The sequence below is a fragment of the Lacrimispora sp. genome (genome assembly GCF_032078915.1).
Lineage (GTDB): Bacteria > Bacillota > Clostridia > Lachnospirales > Lachnospiraceae > Lacrimispora.
Window position 1 is genome coordinate 1 of record NZ_DAMAUN010000108.1, and the last position, 17,187, is coordinate 17,187.

The window sequence follows — 17,187 nt, forward strand, 5'->3', positions numbered from 1 at the left end:
AGATCTCCAAGTCCAGGATGGCGGACCTCTTCTTCATAGTGGCAGAACAGCTCGTACCACCTCTGATAATCTGCGACAAAAACCAGAACCAGCGGTGCCTTTGCAATAAATGGCTGGTTATCGCAGGTTACTGACAGGGTTTCCTTCCGCTCCTGATCCGTTACATCAATAATGGAATACAGGGTCATGTTTCCTGCGGTAGGTGCCTGAAGGGCCGCCTCTATAATAGCCGCTTTTTTCTCCGGTTCAATGGCCCGGTCCTCATATACACGGACAGATTTTCTTTCCTTAAGTTCTTTTATCGTCTGATTCATAGGGCGGTCATACCTTTCTTTTTATAAATTTCATTTTATCTATTCATTATATTTTATTGTTCCAATTATGGCAAACCTCTTTTTATAATTTTATATTTAAAAAACTATTGCATTTTTCCCACGCAAAGTGTATAGTATATAAAAATGCAATACATAGTATTGATTACTACATCAAAAGTTTTTGTATTCTACAAGGAGGATTTCCATGGAAATTAAAATTAAAGATCCGGTCAGTGCTCTCACACATTTTATCGCCATGATACTGGCGCTTATTGCCGCAATCCCACTGCTTATTAAAGCTTCTTCCGACGGGGGGCTCCATCTGGCCGCCTTAACGGTTTTTATCATCAGTATGGTTTTTCTTTACGCAGCCAGCACCATCTACCATACTCTTGATGTCTCACCGAAAATCAACCGTCTGCTGAAAAAAATAGATCATATGATGATTTTCATCCTGATTGCAGGAACGTACACGCCAATCTGCCTGATCGTTCTGGGAGATAAGACCGGCTGGAGCCTGCTTGCTTTGGTTTGGGGCATTGCCATTTCGGGAATCATCATAAAAGCCTGTTTTATTATGTGCCCCAAATGGTTTTCCTCCAGCCTCTACATTGCCATGGGCTGGGTCTGCATTCTGGCATATTCAAAGATTACGGAAACCCTTTCTTCTGCCGGATTTCTATGGCTGCTTGCCGGAGGCATCATCTATACTATAGGCGGCATTATCTATGCTCTGAAGCTTCCTCTTTTCAATGCTAAGCATAAAAGCTTCGGATCCCACGAGATCTTTCACCTATTCGTCATGGGCGGAAGCTTATGCCATTATATTTTGATGTACCATTTTGTTGCATAGCACCGGAAAAAACCGTCAGTCCCGCATACCCGCGGCCTTGACGGTTTTTCTTATACAATTTCTCCCATCAGTTTTAGCTTGTCCTTCCTGGTAAGTTTTTTAATGGCGGCTTCCCTCCGCATGGCTTCTTCTTTTGTGGAAAACTCCTCCCAGTAAACCAGAACCACAGGTCTGCGGGCTTTTGTGTATTTGGCCCCTTTTCCCTGGTTATGGGCTATTAAACGCTTCTCTAAGTGGTTTGTCCAGCCGCAATACAGGGTATCATCTGCACATCTTAAAATATAGGTATAATTCATGTTCTTTCTTCTCCGGTATCAGGAAATTCAGGGTATGTAAACGGTAATAACGCCTTGCAATACGTCACTACCGTCCAGGGTAACCTGTCATCTATCTTAAGCACCAGCTGGATGCGTTTTGGCGCCATCGATGGTTGAAGCTATAGCTCAGCTATAGTATATTATATAACAGGGCAAGCTGATATGTGAATAGCAATCTTTATCATACCCTTTTTTAAAAAAATCATTCAGTGGCATAATCAATTATGCCAGGCAAAAGCGATCCCTTCTGCCTGGCACTTTATTGAATAAAATTATGCCAATTCCTTCACAAGAATCAGCCGGTCACCCGGTCTTACGGATTTATCCGTCAATCCATTGGTCGCTATAATGGTATCAATGGTTGTATGGAACTTTTTAGCGATATTCCAGAGGGAATCCTCAGGCTGCACAATATATCCCACGATTCCGGGAAGCTTCTGCAAGTTGTTTAGATCCATGGGTGATTCCAACGCGTTTGTGATGATCTGCTCACGGATCGGCTGCAAGGCCAGTAAGTCAAGGGAAATGGTCGACTTTACTTCAACGGTTCCTCCGCCCATCATAACCGCACTAAGCTGCTCTAAACCCGGATTCAACTGGCAAACCGTCTGCTCATTGATTCCCGGGGCCTCAATCAGGAAATGGAACGGAATATCTTCTACTGTTGACTGGATAGGCTGGGCATCATCAGAAGTCATATAAAGGATCCGCACCTCTAAAACGCCTTCCACATGAAGGCCGTCCTCCCTGATTTCCGTGTCATCGATTTTAACAGTTCCTTCACTGTGGCATATTTGAAGGATCCGGTCCGCCTGATCCAGGCTGAGCTTTTCTACAACCTTGCATCTGCTCATATTTTTCGTCAGGATCTTATCAAAAAGAGCTTCCTCCGTCTGCAGCGTCAATTCCCTGTTGGTGGAATATATATCGCTGAGCAGCTCCAAATTCTCTTCCTTGTAAAGCTTCATATCCAGCTCAAGAACTGAATCCATATCCATTTCCCGCATCTCGCCGTCTGAATCCGGTTTTGCCTCAATATCCTTATGGATTATGTGGACTGTGACCACAGGAACCATATCCTCAGTCATATCCGGAACAGCCAGTTCCCCTGAAAACGGAAGGCTCTCTTCTACCCACTGGATGGGCGCGCCTTCCCCTTCTCCCTGGTAAATGACAAAGACTAACAATTCCCCGTCAAGCATCATTTTTCCATCCATGGGCCTTAAGGAAACGCCTCTTAACTTCATTTCGGTCCATAAAACGTGATCAATGTTTGGCTTATTTCCTGACAGAGTGACCGTATCCTTGATGCGGAACGTATCCTTGTGGCGGAGAGCAATGGAGGCAACATCCAGATTGCGGCGAAGGGTTTCCACCATTGGCATATCTAATGCTGAGCCTCCCGTGTCCACTTCCACGGCAGCGTTTATATCGCCCGCAGTTTCCACCTTTACCTTAAGTGATACAATCGACTTAACGCTCAGCTTCCTGGAATTAATGAGCCCAGCGTTTAAATCCTCAAGATCCCACCCCAGCTGGACGTAATCCTTCTCCTCCAGTCCGGGGACATTGATGGGTTCCTCAAAGTTAATGCTTCCTGAAAGGGTCTGAAGCCCTCCTTCCGCTCCCCGGAAGAGATTCATAAAGTCCAGCTTGCCCCGGACCATGACCCGTTCTGTCTGAACCTTAACGGAATCAATGGTAATATCGCCGGAACTTAAAATAATCTGATCCACATCATCCATACTGTCCGGGACGATGAAGTCATCGTCAAGAGTAATCTGGGACGTGGCATATCCTTTCCAACGATTCATATGTATGTTTTTCTTCACCAGCTCCAACATAAAAAAGCACCTGCCTTACCTTCTTTATTCCTTTAAGAAAGTTTATGCAGGTGCATGTTTCATTATACTTTTTTTGTTATCATTCCCGGACTTCCTGAAATACAAGAGAGTTTTAGCCCTTCTATTCCTCAATTTTCCCCTCCAAAGATGCCTCCGCCTGAACGGATTCCTCTTTTTTCCGATAGGAAGACAGCTCTGTCTGCAGCTTAGACAGCGTTTCTTCCAATTCCTTGACCCGCTCTTCCATCTTGCAGTAATGATCCATGGTCACCAGATTGTTTTCCTTCTTGGGAAGGGGCACACCATCGACCTTAATCGGGCGGGCGGGAATTCCGACCGCTGTTACGTTGCTCTCCAAAGTCTTTAAAAGCACGGCATTTGCCGCTATGGTACAATTATCTCCTACCTCAAAGGAGCCCAGAATCTTAGCTCCTGCTCCCACGGTCACATTATTACCAAGAGTGGGATGACGCTTTCCCTTATTAAGTCCCACGCCGCCTAAAGTCACTCCCTGGTATATCGTACAATTATCTCCTACCACCGTAGTTTCTCCGATCACCACTCCGCTGCCATGGTCAATTAAAATCCCATGCCCCAGCTGTGCGCCGGGATGAATCTCGATCAGTGTAAAAAATCTTGCCAGCTGGGAAATAAACCTGGCTAAAAAAAACATCTTGTGCTGGTAAAACCAGTGGGCAAATCGATGCCAGATCAATGCATGGACTCCCTGATAGAGCAAAAGCACTTCAAGCTTGCTTCTGGCCGCCGGATCCCGCTCTTTTACTGCCGTAACATCAAGCCATATATCCTTTAATATCATATTACCCTTCCTTCTCTTTACTGCCTTTTCCTATTTGAAGTAGTATATCATATGACAGCTTAAGAAAAAAGGGGAATTTACGTTTTATCTGCCACAAAAACAGCCGTCCCGCTTTTGCCATCTGCGGAACGGCTATTTCAACTTCTTTTCTACTGAAACACTACCGGAAGCTCTGACATCTCCGTTTTAATGACGATGAAGGGATAAGAGGGTTCTGTCCCCGTATTCTCTCCCTTTTCCGGTCCGATCAGTTCCGTATCCAGGACAATGGAATTATCTGTCAGGTAAAGGTCATTGACTGCGATGCTATATCCCCCGCCGGCCTGCTTTCCGAAACCAACCACTATGTAAAGATTCTGATCATCGCTGTAGGTCAGCTTAAAAGGTGACTGCTGCTTCTCAGCAATGATCTGACTAAGTTCCTGCGGAATATCTGCGTCAGCTACCACGGTAAATTCCAGATCCCGCACCTTATCACCACTATCCTTGTTTAAAGTACACCCGCTTAAGGTACGTACTACCAGTACCCACATGGCCAGGCCGAAAAAAATCATCCATTTTCTGCTTAACAGTCTCTTCATAGCACACTCCCCAACTTATTAATTATTACTATATATATGGGGAAGGAACGGATTTTATGAAGGGATTTACGCTTTTTTACGGACTGGGATCCAAATTTCGCTCTTATATTCCTCTGAAGTCATATCCCCGTTGGAATACCATTCCAGCTGCGGTCCGTCAATTATCTCATAACCGGAGGATGGAAACCACTCTGTAAAGATCCGCCTCCATACGTTTTGCTGTCCCTCCGGCATCCTGCCAACGCATTCAAAGATCACGTACGTACCGGCTGGTACCAAAAGTTCATCCATATCTTCCGGTATCTCCTGATTTGATCCGGTGGCAATGTAGTAATCGAATCCATTATCATCAGAATTGGTGCACACCCCCATGGAAAACAGATCCTGGTTATCATTAAATTTCAGTATTTCCTCGTACCTTCCCTGGCTGCAGGTCTCATTCCAGAACTTCGGAATCCGTTTAAAATTCTCTTCATTGTTCATGTACATTCTTTCTTTAATTCCTACCAGCCGGAATTCTCCCAACTCTTTTACGCAATAATTCATAGCCTCCACTCCTTTAATGGTTATTTCAAAGGAGATGCGGGGATAAGCTTTGATCTTCCTTCCGGATTTTCTCACCTCGCTGGGATTTATGCCGTGCACAGCATAAAATGCCCTGGCAAAGGAAACCGGCGACTCGTATCCATACGTTAAGGCAACGTCAATGACCTTTTCCTCTGTGGTCAGAAGCTCCATAGCTGCCTGGGAGAGCCGCCGTCTTCTGATGTAGTCCGCCAGGGATACATCTGCCATAAATGAAAACATCCGTTGGAAATTAAAGCTGGAACAGCAGGCCCGTCTGGCCGCTTCCTCCAGATGAATCTCTCCGCTTAAATTATCTTCAATGTAGTTCAGAGCCCCGTTCATTTTATCCAGCCAATCCACTCTCTTACCTCCCGCTCTCTTTGATAGCTTCAGCATAATATACTTACAGAATATTAACGCAACTTTTCCTGCACAAAAAGGTGAGTTTAAGATTTTCCTGTGATTCCCCCGTACATTTCCGGCCTGCGGTCACGGAAAAGCCCCCAGTTTCTCCTGTCAGTCATCATCTGATCCAGATCAAAGGAAGCGCATATCACGCCTTCTTCCTCCCGGCCCATAGAAGCTATGACAGCCCCGGTATTATCCGTAATAAAGGAAGAGCCATAAAATTTAAGAGAGGAGCTTTGATTCCCGTTTGACATACAGGGAACAACGGATTCCACTCCAATCCGGTTAGCCGCTATGACTGGAATGATATTGGAAGCAGCATGTCCCTGCATGCAGCGCCTCCAGTGCTCCATGCTGTCGCATTCCAGGATAGGTTCGCTTCCAATGGCAGTAGGATATAAGATCAGCTCCGCTCCCAGTAACCCTAAGCACCTTGCTGTCTCCGGAAACCACTGATCCCAGCAGATCCCTACACCGATTTTCCCGTACATGGTATTAAATACCTGAAAGCCGGTGTCCCCGGGAGTGAAATAAAACTTTTCCTGATAGTAATGATCATCGGGAATATGGGTTTTCCGGTATATTCCAAGATTTGTCCCATCTCCGTCAAGAACTGCGGCTGAATTAAACATGGTATTTCCTGACCGCTCATAAAAGCTGATGGGAAGCACCACTTTAAGCTCAGCCGCAATCCCGGCGAAATGCTTTACCGCCTGGTTCTCTTCTGCCGGTTCTGCATATTCATAAAAGTCATACTGTCTCTCCTGGCAGAAGTATTGCCGTTCAAACAGTTCCGGAAGGAGAATGACCTTTGCCCCTTCCCCTGCTGCCTGCCTTACCAGTCTTTCCGCATTTGCAATATTTTTCTTAACGTCATCGCAGCATCTCATCTGAACTGCCGCTACTGTTACCTCTCTCATGAAATTCTCCTTCCGGTATGGTTTCTATCGTGCGGACGCCTGACATGAATCATCCAGCGGAGTCCGGACCGCCGATCTATGAATGGCACAGCCGGACTACAACGGAATTTGTTGTGTAATGCAGTGAATGTTTCCGCCTCCTACAATAATATCTCTTGCATACACCGGATAGATTCTTCTCTCAGGGAAGCACTCCCCTAATATCCGTACTGCCTCTGAATCATGAACATCCCCAAACTGGGGAACAATCACCCCTCCATTGGATATATAAAAATTCACATAGCTGGCAGCCAGGCGCTCTCCGGCCTCCCTCTCATCCTCTCCCGGTTCAAAGGAAAAGCCTGAAAGCTCCGCTTTCATAATGCAGACCGGTTTCTTAGGTATGGGAAGCTTGTGAATCTTAAAATTCCTTCCTGCTGCATCTGTTTCCTGTTCCAGTATCCTTAAATCGGCCAGAGACATGTCATACTGAGGATCATCCTCATCATCCGTCCAGGCTAACACCACTTCCCCCGGCCGGACAAATGCACAGACATTATCCACGTGCTCATTGGTTTCATCCTGATAGATGCCTGCTTTCAGCCAGATGACCTTAACAGCCCCCAGATAACGTTTCAGCTGTTCTTCAATCTGAAGCTTAGAAAGAGACGGATTCCGTCCGCCACTTAAAAGACAGGCTTCCGTCACCAAAAGCGTACCTTCCCCATCCGAGTGAATGGAACCTCCCTCCAGTACAAAATGCCCTGCATCATAAACCGGATAGCCAAAAAGCTCACAGAACCGCCCTGCAAGAAGATCATCCTTTTGCCAGTCCGGATACAGCCCGTCAAACGTTCCTCCCCAGGCATTAAACTGCCAGTCGATGCCCCTGACCTTACGATCCTTATTGATCACAAAAGTAGGCCCCACATCTCTTGCCCATGCGTCGTCAGATTCCATAACAACCACCTGGATCCGGTCCGAAAGCATCTCTCTGGCGTTTTCCTTCACATCAGGCTCCGCCAGCATGATCACCTGCTCACTGTCTGCAATGGCCTCTGCGATTTCTGCAAAGGCTTTCCTGGCCTCCCCGGCCCCAAAAGGCCAGGAGCCGGGCCGCCTGGGCCAGATCATGATACAGCCCCGATGAGGCTCAAATTCCCCCGGCATGTAAAATCCATCCGCCGCCGGGAAACTTTTTAATTTTTCCATAGTTTGTCTCCTAAAGAATCATGGGGATATGCTTGTAACTCCTAGGCCAGCCTGTTCTTAAAATCCTCATAGCCGAACCTTTTTATAACACGGCAGTCTCCTTCTTGATCCATGGCAGCGATGGCAGGAAGGGGCATCCCGTTAAAGGTGTTGTTCTTCACCATGGAATAGATGGCCATATCCATAAAATACAGCTTATCTCCAGGCTTTATTTCCCTGTCAAAGGAATAGTCACCGATCACGTCCCCTGCCAGACAGGTGCAGGAGGACAGCCGGTAGGTAAAAGCCTTTTCTCCCGGTTCACCGCTGTCCTTTAAGGGCGGACGGTACGGCATCTCCAGCACATCAGGCATATGGCAGGCTGCGGAAGCATCAAGGATCAAAGTCTTTATCCCGTTATCCACCACATCCATGACCTCTGTCACCAGATATCCTGCATGAAGTGCCACCGCCTCTCCAGGTTCCAGATAAATCTGAAGACCATACTTCTCCTGCATTCTCTTAATGCAGGCTTCCAGCAGCCCGATGTCGTAATCCTCTCTGGTAATATGATGTCCTCCGCCCATGTTCAGCCAGGACAGTCCGGATAAATACTTCCCGAATTTTTCCTCCACGGCATCCAGGGTCTTTTTTAAATCATCTGAATTCTGCTCACATAAGGTGTGGAAATGGAGCCCTGAAATCCAGGGCAGCCACTCCTCCTTAAAGTTGTCAATGGATACGCCAAGCCTTGATCCTGGCGCACAGGGGTCATAGATTTCATGGCCTTCCTGAGTGGAGCACTGGGGATTGATCCGGATGCCGGCACTTACTCCGTCTAAAGCATTTTTATACTTCTCCAACTGGGAAAAAGAGTTAAATACAATATGATCGCAGATCTTCACCAGCTCTTTAAAGTCCTCTTCCTTATACGCAGGAGCAAAAACGTGATTTTCAAGCCCCATCTCCTCTTTCCCCAGCCTGGCTTCATAAAGCCCGCTGGCCGTAGTTCCGTCAAGATACTTACCGATGAGAGGGTACTCCGCAAAGCAGGAAAATGCCTTCTGTGCCAACAGGATCCTGCACCCGGTATTTTCTTTTACCTGGCTAAGGATTTTTAAATTTTTCTCCAGTTTTCCCTCGTCGATCACATAACAGGGGGTTTTAAGCTCCTCGATCCTCATTTTCTCCTATCTCCATACCGTAACAGTTTCCGGGTCTTCACATACCACCCACGGAAGCCCCCATTTGTTTAAAGCCTCCATATAGGGATCCGGGTCAAACTCTTCCACATTAAATACTCCCGGCTTTTTCCATTGGCCGGTTAATACCATCAGGCTTCCGATCATGGCCGGAACTCCGGTGGTATAGGAAATCGCCTGGGATTCCACCTCTTTATAGCATTCCTCATGATCGCATACGTTGTAGATGTAAATGGTCTTTTCCTTTCCATCCTTTACACCCGTAAAGATGCATCCAATATTTGTCTTTCCTTTGGTTCTGGGGCCAAGGGAAGCCGGATCCGGAAGCAGGGCCTTTAAAAACTGAATGGGCACGATTTCCTGCCCATTAAACTCCACGGGGGAGGTGGAAAGCATGCCTACATTTTCCAGGCACTTCATATGGGTCAAATAGCTCTGTCCAAAGGTCATGAAGAAACGGATCCTCTTTACCCCGGGAATGTTTTTTGCCAGGGATTCGATCTCCTCATGATGAAGCAGGTACATGTCCTTTTCTCCAACCTCAGGGAAATTGTATTTGGATTTAATCTCCATTGGCTCTGTCTCGATCCAGCGGCCATCCTCCCAATAGGAACCGTTAGAGGATACTTCCCTTAAGTTGATTTCAGGGTTAAAGTTAGTTGCAAAGGGATACCCATGATCTCCTCCGTTGCAGTCTAAAATATCAATGGTATGAATCTCGTCAAAATAGTGCTTTAAGGCATAAGCAGAAAACACACTGGTAACTCCAGGATCGAACCCGCTTCCAAGCAATGCGGTAATACCTGCATTCTCAAAGCGCTCCTTGTAATCCCACTGCCAGGAATAATCAAAAAGAGCGGTAAACCCGAGTTCTTCACAACGCTTCTCATAGATCGCTCTCCACTCCGGATCATCCGTATTCTCAGGCTCAAAGTTAGCGGTATCAATGTAATCTACCCCTGCTGCAAGACATGCATCCATGATGGTTAGATCCTGATAGGGAAGAGCCACATTTAATACGGCATCCGGCTTGAAATCCTTTATGAGGGCAATTACCTCTTCCACATGATCCGCATCAACCTTAGCTGTTTCAATTCTTGTCTTTGTTGTCCCCGCAAGCTTATCCTTTAAGGCATCGCATTTCTCCTTTGTCCTGCTTGCGATACAAATGTCTGTAAACACCTCGCTGTTCTGGCAGCATTTCCGGATTGCCACAGAAGCAACCCCTCCACAACCGATAATCAATAATCTGCTCATTCCTTTTCCTCCTCTTTCAGTAAATCTTCCACGTATTTAGGCAGCATGAAAGCGCCTGTATGAAGATTGGTTGTATAGTACCAGGTTTCAATTTTTAACTGATTCCATAGATCAGGCTTAAAATCATTGATGGGATGATACTTTTTTGAAGCGAACCCAAACAGCCAGTAGCCCGACGGGCAGGTGGGAATATGGGCCTGATAAACCCGGCTTATGGGGAAGGAACGGAATACCTTCCGGTGCATGCTCCTGCACGCCGCCTCATCCTCATCGTAAAAAGGACTTCCATGCTGATAGACCATGATTCCATCGCTTCGCAGCGCCTTATAGCAGCTGCCGTAAAATTCCTTGGTGAAAAGCCCCTCCGTATGTCCGAAAGGATCCGTGGAATCATTGATGATAAGGTCATATTCCTCTTTCTTGCTTCTTAAGAAACGGAGCCCGTCATCATAATATACCTTGACCCTGGGATCAGAAAGACCGCAGGATACTTCAGGAAATATATCCCGGCACACGTCTACAAACAGTTTATCCGTCTCAACCACATCAATGGACTGAATGAACGGGTACTGCAAAAGCTCCTTTGCCACCCCTCCGTCTCCTCCGCCGATGATCAGCACATCCTTAACATTTGGATGGACTGCCATGGGAACATGGGTCACCATCTCATCGTAAATAAACTCATCCTTTTCAGAAAAAACAATATCTCCATCTAAAGACACAAACTTTCCAAATTCCTGGGATTCGAACACGTCTATTCTCTGGTATTCACTTTCACCGGAAAAAAGCTGTTTATCGATTCGCACCGAAAGCTTCACATTGGAAGTGTGAAATTTTGAAAACCATATCTCCATCTTTTCCTACCTCTCCCCTTCTTAGATCTGTTCCTTTAATACCATCAGCCGTTCTACTGATGGATCCTCGGTTCCCTGCATGGAACAGCCAATTTCTCTGGCATAAATGATGTACTCCACGATCTCTGGCCTAATCATCTCTCCCGGCGCCAGGATAGGTATACCCGGTGGATAGCACATAACAAACTCGCCGCTTATCCTTCCTGAAGATTCCCCTACCGGTACAGATACCTTTGGGGAATAAAATGCTTTCTGAGGCGATACTGCCACTTTGGGGGCAATGTATTCTCCTGACAGCATTCCCGTCCGGTCCTTTTTGTAAAGGCGTTCAATATCTGCCAGCGCTCCCACCAGACGTTCAATATCCTGAATCCGGTCGCCGATGGATATGTAGGCAAGGAGGTTGCAGATATCCCCGAATTCGATCTGGATATCATATTCATCCCGGAGCAGATCATAGACCTCAATTCCAGCCAGCCCATTTCCCAGGGTATAAACAGAAAGCTTTGTCACATCGTAATCAAAAATGCTGGTTCCATTGATTAAATCTCTTCCATAAGCATAATAACCGCCGATGGAATTGATCTCTCCCCTGGCATATTCTGCCATATCCACCACCTTTGCAAAGGATTCTTCCCCCCGCAGAGCAAGATTCCTTCTTGATATGTCAAGGCTTGACAAAAGCAGGTAGGAGGCGCTGGTGGTCTGGGTTAAGTTTATGATCTGACGCACGTAATCCCCGTTCACTCCTTTGTTTAAAAGAAGCAGGGAGCTTTGTGTTAAGCTTCCTCCTGACTTGTGCATGGAGACCGCCGACATATCCGCACCCGCTTCCATGGCGGAAACCGGAAGCCCCTTTCCAAAATAGAGATGGGTACCATGGGCTTCATCAGCCAGAACCTTCATCCCGTGGGCATGGGCCAGCCGGACAATGGAGCGGATATCAGAACAGATTCCGTAATAGGTGGGATTGTTAACAAATACCGCCACTGCATCGGGATTTTCCATAATTGCCTTTTCCACCTGGCCGATCTCCATGCCAAGGGAAATGCCAAGCATGCTGTTTACTTCTGGGTTTACATAAATCGGAACCGCCCCGCACAATACTAAAGCATTTAAGGCGCTTCTATGGACATTTCTTGGAAGAATGATCTTATCCCCTGCCTTGCAGACAGACAGGATCATGCTCTGCACAGCCGATGTGGTTCCTCCCACCATCAAAAATGCATCTGCTGCCCCAAAAGCATCTGCTGTCAGCCGTTCCGCCTCCCGGATCACAGACACCGGATGGCATAGATTATCAAGAGGCTTCATGGAATTTACATCAAGTCCGACGCACCGTTCCCCCAAAAGGCGGGCAAGTTCCGGATTTCCCCTCCCCCGTTTATGGCCCGGCACATCAAAGGGCACTACCCTCTTTTTTTGAAATGTTTCAAGAGCTTCGTAAATAGGCGCCCTCATCTGATCTTCTTTGTTCATATGGCTCTTACCTCTCCTTGTCACGGGAATATTGCTCCCTCTTTTGTCGCTGAAACGTAAGTGTCGCCTAATTGGCGCAGATTTTTTCATAGCAAAAAGGCAGGTGATAATTCATCACCTGCCTGCAATTTCATGAATGATAGTTCAAGTAAGGGCATTTTGCCCGTCTTTTATTCATGACAATTATCGTTTTCGAGTCTACATAGCAAATATGTTGTCCCTGCTATTATTGATCGTTTCACAAGTGATGTGCATTCGCACGGATTATAAAGTAATCAACTTATAAAATTTGAGCTTTTAACTCAATCAATAATGTGGTTTCCCACGCTCGGCAGCTGACCCGCCTGTCCGTCTGGGCTTAACTTCTTACGAAGTGGTCAATATTTGTATGAAAACGATAATGTCTCTTCATATCGGGGTAAAGAATAACATATTTTACTGCTACATGTCAATAAAAAATTTAACATTTTCTTGAAAACAGCCGCTGATGGGAATCTTTATTATTCCCATCAGCGGCTGTTTTTCACTTTTTTGTCCTATCAATTCTTTTTGCTGCACATCTGAAGGCGATGCTGGTATTTCTCTTTGGTGGCAAGGCCGCCTCTTATATGACGCTCGGATTTGTTAATATCAAGGATTACCCTGGCCCGGGCTGCCAGGGACGGATTAATGTGTTCCAAACGGTCCGTAACATCTTTATGTACCGTAGATTTGGAAATCCCAAATTTCTTCGCTGTCTGCCTCACGGTCGCATGATAGTCTATGATGTAGTTGGCGATCGCAACCGCGCGTTCTTCAATATATTCCTTCAAGAAAATCCCCCTGCTAGGACGTTTTTACATACTTATGCAGGAGGAGTAACAAGTATGAATGGTTATCCCCTCTGATTACAGATGAAATTTTTTAAGACCTTTAATCCGTTTTTTCAGGCGTGCCGCTTTGCAGAATTTCATAAAATTCTTCCAGCACCAAATCATTTTCTGTAAGGAATTTTGCCATGGTTTTCCCTACGTAGCGGAAATGCTCCGGTTCATAACGGATGCCTGTAATATTCTCCTTATCCTTGGGATAGCGAAGCACAAAACCAAACCGGCTGCAGTTCTCAGCCAGCCACTGGGCCTCTTTCTGCCCTCCCCGCTCCTCGTCAAGATAAAAGTAAGCCTTGGGTGCAATATCTACCGCAAGTCCTGTCTGATGCTCGCTGGTTCCCGGCAAAGCGAGCCTTGCCTTGCTTTCATAAAATGACTGCTGGTAGTCCAGGCCTTCCTCTTGAAGGCGCTTAAGACAATCATTAAAAAGCGACTGCTGCCTTTTTAAATCACGGAAGGAAGAATAAATATGAAGCTGATATCCTGCGTTTTCAGCCGCCGCCATCATGTCCTGCAAATCTTTTGCGATCCGTGCATCCACACTCTGGCCGGGCTGTACTTCAACCAGTTTCACTTTAAATTCCGGGTTAATTGGATGAGTATCATTGACGAGCAGCAGTTCCCAGGAACTTGTATCCACCAGTATCTCTCCGTATTTCCTTAAAGTGAGCGGAACCGGCTCCTTCTCCTTAACGGTCTCGCTGTTCTCAGCCATATCTGCCCGGCTTTGAAGGGCTAAGTTCTCAGTGTAAAGCCCGTAGCTTTCCTTCTCCAGTTTTTTGTTCTGTACCTTAAAATATACAGCCAGACTCATAGGAATCAAAATAAGTAATGCAATCGTTGTAAGTATTAAATGCCGGAAAAACCGGATGCTGCCAAAGTAGGGTTTGCGCCTGCTGTTTTTTCTTTTGTTCATGATATTCTCCCTGGCATGGCAGCCGCTTATCAATCGTAGGTAGTCATCATACCCTTGATTCTGGCTCCCTGTATGATAGCAAATGCTTTGGCATAAACCTTACCGGACACAACGGAACTTCCGCCCAGATGAATGGTGTCTTCTGCTTTGATATCCCCCTCACTGATGCCCTCGCTGAAAACACTGGAAGCCGTTATATCTCCCTGGATCCTTCCGCCGGGTCCTACGTCTACCCGCTTATCCACGGTTAAGTTTCCGTTGACCTCGCCTTCCACCCGTACATTCATACCGGAGAGATCCCCAGTCACCCGTCCCATGACTAGAACATCACCTCTGCAGGCGATGCTGCCGGTCACCTGACCGAAAATATTCAAATCTGACTGTGTGGTAATGTCACCGTTTACAATCATATCCTCCGTAATTACCGCAACTTTGGAAGACACCTGGTTCATTGCTTCCACCGATAACGACTTTGTCTCTACCGTATAGGAAGATACCTTACTGGTCTCGGCTGTCATGCGCATAGGATTCTGGCTGGCAGTTGGATTTTGATTATAGACAGGGTTATAAAATGAGTTTTGAACAGGGCTTTGTGCCTGGCTCCAAGCCGCTTCCCCATCCGGTCCTTCTTCCGTCACAACCTGTGGCTCCTCTTTTTCATCCGGAATATCGATCTCATCCTCTGCTTCCGAGGAATAACCCAGCAATTCATTGACAGCTTTTTTGAAATTGCTCTCTTGTTTTTTGATCATACGGCCTCCTTTGTATCAATTCTTATATAATAATGCTATATTTCCCAGTTTTTAACATACTGTAATATTATAATAAAGTTTGATATTAAAAACAAGTAGATTATCATAAAATTCTTACAAAAATCTTATGGTTTAACCTGAAATTCTTCATTTTGTTTCTGAAAAATTTAGTTTACTTACTTTTTTCCTACTATTTCTGTGGTTTGTAACCAAAAAACGCTGTCTCAGACTTTTAAAGCCTGCAGACAGCGCCATACAACATTTTATGCAAATCTTTTAAATTCCGTCATTTTGTAACAGCCATAGGCACCTCAGATTTGGATCTTCTGCTATTTTATATGCAGCATTTTTCCAGGACGGTACGCTGGTCTATGGATACCGTCATGCATACCGGTGCGTTCCCTGTAAGCTCCTGGCTCCGTTTATCAGGCTGCTGCGTTCCCACGTACACGTTGTATGTTCCTGCTTCCATTACCAGATCTCCTTGTTCATCCCTTAAGGCAAAGGCTTTGTCGGAAAGCGTCGCCTGCAATTCTCTTTCCTCCCCTGGTTCCAGCTCTGCCTTTAAAAGCGCCTTAAGCTGAGCATTGGGTGTCTGAGGCGCACAGGATTTTACATATACCTGCAGGGTTTCTGCCCCCTTCTTATGCCCCTCATTCTTTAACACCGCTTTTATGGTTAAGGTATCGCCTGCCCCTATGCGGTCCTGGCTTAAGGACACATCCCTTACAGAAAAATCTGTGTAGGAAAGCCCATAACCAAAGGGATAGAGAGCCTCCTGCTCCATATATCGGTAGGTTCTGCCCTTCATGGAATAATCCGTAAAGGCCGGAAGCTCCTCAGTACTCCTGTAAAAGGTAATGGGAAGCTTTCCTTCCGGCGAATAATCACCAAACAGCACGGCAGCCAGAGCACGGCCTCCCTGAGCTCCCGGGTACCAGCCTTCCATGATGGCAGGAATATGGGCATCTGCCCAGGACACATCAAGGGCGCTTCCGGATAAAAGCACTAAAACCACAGGCTTTCCGCTCTTATAGATTTCCTCCAGTACTTGTTCCTGCAATCCTGGAAGGGACAAATTGGGCTTATCACCGCTGGCATATTCATTTCCCTCGTCCCCCTCTTCTCCTTCCAGACTGGAATCCAGGCCCATGCAGGCAATGATTACATCACTTGCTTCACACACTCCGCGAACCTCTGACAACCGGTCGTTCTCCTGGCCCAGGCCGCTTACCCTTGGTTTACATAAATGGCATCCTTCTGAGACCATAACACGGACGTCTTCTCCAACGTAATCCTGGATTCCTTCGGAAATCGTATAATATCTGGAAGCGGTACCCTCATAATTTCCTATAAGTGCCTTTCGGTTGTCGCTGTTGGGTCCGATGATGCCAATGGTTTTCAGACTGCTCTTATCAAGAGGAAGCATATTCCCCTCATTTTTAAGCAGCACGAAGGATTTTCTGGAAGCTTTAAAATTCAGCTCCTTATGCTCTCTGGTATCATTGTCCTCATAAGTAATTTTATCGTATTCCACAGCTTCCGGCTCCTCAAACAGTCCAAGCTTCAGCCTGGTCATCATCAGATTTTCAACTGCTTCATTTAACCGGTCCTCAGACACTAGCCCCCGGTTCACTGCCTCCGTCAGATACAAAAACAGGCTTCCGCAATTTAAATCACAGCCATTTTCCATTGCCATGGCAACAGATTCCAGAGCGGAACCTGTAACTCCGTGATGTTCATGAAAATCCTTTACTGCCCAGCAATCGGATGTCACATGTCCTTCAAATCCCCAGTCCGTCCTCAAAATATCCTTAAGCAGGGTCTTGCTTCCGCAGCAGGGTTCCCCATTGGTCCGGTTATAGGCTCCCATAACCGCCTCTACCTTTCCTTCCTTTACACAGGCCTCAAACGCAGGCAAATAGGTTTCAAACATATCTTGCTTTGTCACCACAGCATTAAAGGAATGGCGCTCATCCTCCGGGCCTGAGTGGACCGCAAAATGTTTGGCGCAGGCTGCGGTCTTCATATAATTTTCGTCATCTCCCTGCAGCCCCTCTATAA

At 46.3% G+C, this 17,187-nt stretch carries 17 protein-coding genes; 1 reads left to right on the forward strand and 16 read right to left on the reverse strand.

Annotation, left to right across the window (positions count from 1 at the left end; all coding sequences use genetic code 11):
- Window positions 1-314 (reverse strand): nitroreductase family protein (locus RT269_RS26415; RefSeq protein WP_313187154.1); only part of this gene is annotated, 314 nt, incomplete at its 3' end.
- 205 nt (window positions 315-519) lie between these two features.
- On the opposite strand from RT269_RS26415, the gene trhA reads away from it, so the two are divergent.
- On the forward strand, window positions 520-1,167 hold the full coding sequence (gene trhA / locus RT269_RS26420; protein WP_313187156.1) for a PAQR family membrane homeostasis protein TrhA: 648 nt from the start codon (window positions 520-522) through the stop codon (window positions 1,165-1,167).
- A gap of 50 nt (window positions 1,168-1,217) precedes the next feature.
- Here the strand turns inward: trhA and RT269_RS26425 are convergent, their stop codons facing one another.
- The 15 genes from RT269_RS26425 to RT269_RS26495 all read right to left on the reverse strand — a co-directional run.
- Window positions 1,218-1,463 carry a GIY-YIG nuclease family protein gene (locus RT269_RS26425; RefSeq protein WP_313187157.1) on the reverse strand — a complete coding sequence of 82 codons (246 nt, stop codon included), beginning with the start codon at window positions 1,461-1,463 and terminating at the stop codon, window positions 1,218-1,220.
- 293 nt (window positions 1,464-1,756) lie between these two features.
- Window positions 1,757-3,328, reverse strand: coding sequence for an SPOCS domain-containing protein (locus RT269_RS26430; RefSeq protein ID WP_313187159.1), 1,572 nt, complete (start codon window positions 3,326-3,328; stop codon window positions 1,757-1,759).
- A gap of 121 nt (window positions 3,329-3,449) precedes the next feature.
- Window positions 3,450-4,148, reverse strand: coding sequence for a serine O-acetyltransferase (cysE, locus tag RT269_RS26435; protein ID WP_313187161.1), 699 nt, complete (start codon window positions 4,146-4,148; stop codon window positions 3,450-3,452).
- Between the two features lie 149 nt (window positions 4,149-4,297).
- Complete coding sequence (locus RT269_RS26440; RefSeq protein ID WP_313187182.1) at window positions 4,298-4,702, reverse strand: protease complex subunit PrcB family protein; 405 nt, start codon at window positions 4,700-4,702, stop codon at window positions 4,298-4,300.
- A gap of 93 nt (window positions 4,703-4,795) precedes the next feature.
- A complete protein-coding gene (locus RT269_RS26445; RefSeq protein WP_313187163.1) occupies window positions 4,796-5,656 on the reverse strand; it encodes an AraC family transcriptional regulator in 861 nt (286 codons plus the stop codon).
- An 86-nt stretch (window positions 5,657-5,742) separates the two neighbouring features.
- The gene (gene aguB, locus RT269_RS26450; RefSeq protein WP_313187164.1) at window positions 5,743-6,624 is read right to left on the reverse strand and encodes an N-carbamoylputrescine amidase; all 882 of its coding nucleotides are present in this window, start codon (window positions 6,622-6,624) and stop codon (window positions 5,743-5,745) included.
- Between the two features lie 96 nt (window positions 6,625-6,720).
- Window positions 6,721-7,815 (reverse strand): agmatine deiminase, encoded by a 1,095-nt coding sequence (aguA, locus tag RT269_RS26455; RefSeq protein WP_313187167.1) that lies wholly within the window; start codon window positions 7,813-7,815, stop codon window positions 6,721-6,723.
- A gap of 41 nt (window positions 7,816-7,856) precedes the next feature.
- A complete protein-coding gene (gene nspC, locus RT269_RS26460; protein ID WP_313187169.1) occupies window positions 7,857-8,978 on the reverse strand; it encodes a carboxynorspermidine decarboxylase in 1,122 nt (373 codons plus the stop codon).
- A gap of 6 nt (window positions 8,979-8,984) precedes the next feature.
- Complete coding sequence (locus tag RT269_RS26465; protein WP_313187171.1) at window positions 8,985-10,253, reverse strand: saccharopine dehydrogenase family protein; 1,269 nt, start codon at window positions 10,251-10,253, stop codon at window positions 8,985-8,987.
- Window positions 10,250-11,107, reverse strand: a complete 858-nt coding sequence (gene speE / locus RT269_RS26470) for a polyamine aminopropyltransferase (protein WP_313187173.1) — start codon at window positions 11,105-11,107, stop codon at window positions 10,250-10,252. Before speE ends, RT269_RS26465 begins: the two co-directional genes overlap by 4 nt.
- A 21-nt stretch (window positions 11,108-11,128) precedes the next feature.
- The gene (locus RT269_RS26475; protein ID WP_313187175.1) at window positions 11,129-12,586 is read right to left on the reverse strand and encodes an aminotransferase class I/II-fold pyridoxal phosphate-dependent enzyme; all 1,458 of its coding nucleotides are present in this window, start codon (window positions 12,584-12,586) and stop codon (window positions 11,129-11,131) included.
- A 539-nt stretch (window positions 12,587-13,125) separates the two neighbouring features.
- On the reverse strand, window positions 13,126-13,398 hold the full coding sequence (gene spoIIID, locus RT269_RS26480; RefSeq protein ID WP_013271108.1) for a sporulation transcriptional regulator SpoIIID: 273 nt from the start codon (window positions 13,396-13,398) through the stop codon (window positions 13,126-13,128).
- 100 nt (window positions 13,399-13,498) lie between these two features.
- Window positions 13,499-14,371 (reverse strand): M15 family metallopeptidase, encoded by an 873-nt coding sequence (locus RT269_RS26485; protein ID WP_313187177.1) that lies wholly within the window; start codon window positions 14,369-14,371, stop codon window positions 13,499-13,501.
- 29 nt (window positions 14,372-14,400) lie between these two features.
- Window positions 14,401-15,123 carry a bactofilin family protein gene (locus RT269_RS26490; protein ID WP_313187179.1) on the reverse strand — a complete coding sequence of 241 codons (723 nt, stop codon included), beginning with the start codon at window positions 15,121-15,123 and terminating at the stop codon, window positions 14,401-14,403.
- A 334-nt stretch (window positions 15,124-15,457) separates the two neighbouring features.
- The coding region (locus RT269_RS26495; protein WP_313187181.1) for a glycoside hydrolase family 3 C-terminal domain-containing protein at window positions 15,458-17,187 on the reverse strand (1,730 nt) is incomplete at its 5' end.